Origin of the sequence: Microcoleus sp. MOSTC5, from assembly GCF_036701825.1 — a bacterium.
Taxonomy (GTDB): Bacteria; Cyanobacteriota; Cyanobacteriia; order Cyanobacteriales; family Microcoleaceae; genus Microcoleus; species Microcoleus asticus.
Genome location: NZ_JAUBRK010000161.1, coordinates 1 through 2,059 on the forward strand (window position 1 = coordinate 1; position 2,059 = coordinate 2,059).

3 protein-coding genes are annotated in these 2,059 nt (G+C 47.5%); 1 reads left to right on the forward strand and 2 read right to left on the reverse strand.

Features of this window, described 5'->3' with window-relative positions; genetic code table 11:
* Nucleotides 1-387 precede the first annotated feature (387 nt).
* Complete coding sequence (locus tag QUA54_RS34070; RefSeq protein WP_333419432.1) at nt 388-597, reverse strand: hypothetical protein; 210 nt, start codon at nt 595-597, stop codon at nt 388-390.
* A 109-nt stretch (nt 598-706) separates the two neighbouring features.
* On the reverse strand, nt 707-1,411 hold the full coding sequence (locus tag QUA54_RS34075; protein ID WP_333419434.1) for a tyrosine-type recombinase/integrase: 705 nt from the start codon (nt 1,409-1,411) through the stop codon (nt 707-709).
* A 178-nt stretch (nt 1,412-1,589) separates the two neighbouring features.
* Between QUA54_RS34075 and QUA54_RS34080 the strand changes: the two genes are divergently transcribed.
* Nucleotides 1,590-1,958: a hypothetical protein gene (locus QUA54_RS34080; protein ID WP_333419436.1), complete on the forward strand. Its 369-nt coding sequence runs from the start codon at nt 1,590-1,592 to the stop codon at nt 1,956-1,958.
* Nucleotides 1,959-2,059 lie beyond the last annotated feature (101 nt).

Here is a 2,059-nt window from a genome sequence, read left to right on the forward strand (position 1 = left end):
AGAGTCGAATTCATTGGTCGGGTAATTGCATACATCTCTTTTGTTGTCAACTTCTAATACTGTACCGACGCCCTAGCCGATAGATGCGTGCTGCTTCTGAGTCTTGGCTAATCCGGGCTTCTATTTCTGCATACACACTAATAATTGATTGATAAGTAGCCCCTTTTATAGCTTTCGTACTAGCTCGAACCTGTAGAGCCACATAGATGAGAGATACAACAACTCCTACCGCCTGGATAATTCCAGAAATGTCACCTATAGATAGTGAAAAATTGCCTGTAGTCATATAGTTTCTAATTTCATTCTCCTTATTTCCTGCAATGCCTTATCTCTAAAAGTTTTGTTCTAAAAGCATTGCTACATTCTCAGCAATCCGTTCCTCCAACTCTACCTAGCCTCAACATTAAGAATGAACAACTCCTCATTCAACTCTTCCAACCGTGCGGTAAAATCAAAATCCTCCGCCTCCTGACGTTGGGCCACCCCCACATAACGCCCAGGATTGAGACTCCATCCCTGCCCCTCAATCTCATCAAATGTTGCTATTTTACACAACCCCGCCACATCCCGATTGATTGATTCTCTAGTCTTCGGCAACAAACAGCACCGCCTCGTACAAGTTCTTACTTTACGCGAGATCGTCTGAATGACGAACAATTGTAACCAGCTCGGGATTGAGAGCTTCAGGCGCAGGTTCAAGCGATCGTCACCAATCAGGAATTTCTTGGGCCGTGTCGTCTGATAGGCCTTGTGACAGTTGCTCTCTCGGTAACGGCACAGCAGACAATTCATCCTCTACAGGGGAAAATGTATGTTTCCCCGTGTAGGAAAGCATGGAAAGACTGGCGATCGCTCCTTTGACTTGAGCCGGCTTCACCTCTAAGTAATGCTGCAACTGTTCGAGGTTGCTGTGACCGCTGATTTCTTGAATAATCCGCAGCGGGATACCCGCGTTGCTCATCTGAGTCAGGGCCGTTCTCCTAAAACTGTGGGTGGATGCTCCCTCGATGCCGGTTCGCTCGAACGCTTCTCTCAAAATCTGATCCGCTGAGTTGGTGTGTAAATGCTTCCAGTGGTGCCAACGGTGGCGGCCGGGGAATAAATAAGTCTGACCCGCGTTGGGTTTCCAAGAGGTCAAAAGCGATCGCAAATCTTCAATGACCGGAATCGTTCGGGTTTGGAGTTGGCCTTTGGTGTTGCTTTTGCGGAAGTTGATTGTAGGTCGGACTGTACCTCTGGCAGTGTAAATATCGATGACTTCCAGGGAACAAGCTTCGGCAATGCGGCAAGCCGTGTAGAGACAAACTCCGAAGAGCGTGCGATTGCGAGCAGTTTGCAAACCTTTGTTGAACAAAAGCTCGATTTCCTGTTGCGTGAGTATTTTGGCCTGGCCGTGCCGTTCTATCTTCATGCAGGCGTGTATACTCGACCCGATGCTCCAAAGTCTTGCATACTTACTGCATTGCTGCACCGGTAGGCGGGGATTTCTTAACGCGGTGGTTGAGCGAGAGCGAGGGGAAAGAAAGGGCGAGCGCAGTCCAGTTTATTGATATGTTTGGTAAGGATGCAAGTGCTGCGGTTGAGGTGAAATGATGCCGTTGAGAGCATTTTTTGAAGGTCGAGAGCTATTAGCCCCTCTCATATCCGATGAAGAATGGCTCAATTTGAAAGCTCAGCGCCCAAAAGTTAGACTGTGCTGCTGCAACTCAACTGGATACTTGCGCACGTCTAAACTCGGCACCAAGCATTTTGTTTGCGGCAAGGACAGGATTTGTAATTGGGCACCAGAAACGTGGCAGCACCTATTAGCCAAGACTGAAATTGTTCGAGTCTGCCAGCAATTTGGCTACGGCGCAAAAACAGAAGTTTCAGGCTCTGATTGGAGAGCGGATGTGTTAGCCGCCAAAACTGACCGGGGACAGTTAATCAAGCTAGCTTTTGATTGGAGTTTAGACTAAGCACAAATTGACCCAGCTAATGCTGCTACCGTGTACACACAAGTCAAAGTAAACTAGAAAAAGAATTTGACAGAGGTATAAACCGTGGATAATCCCATACT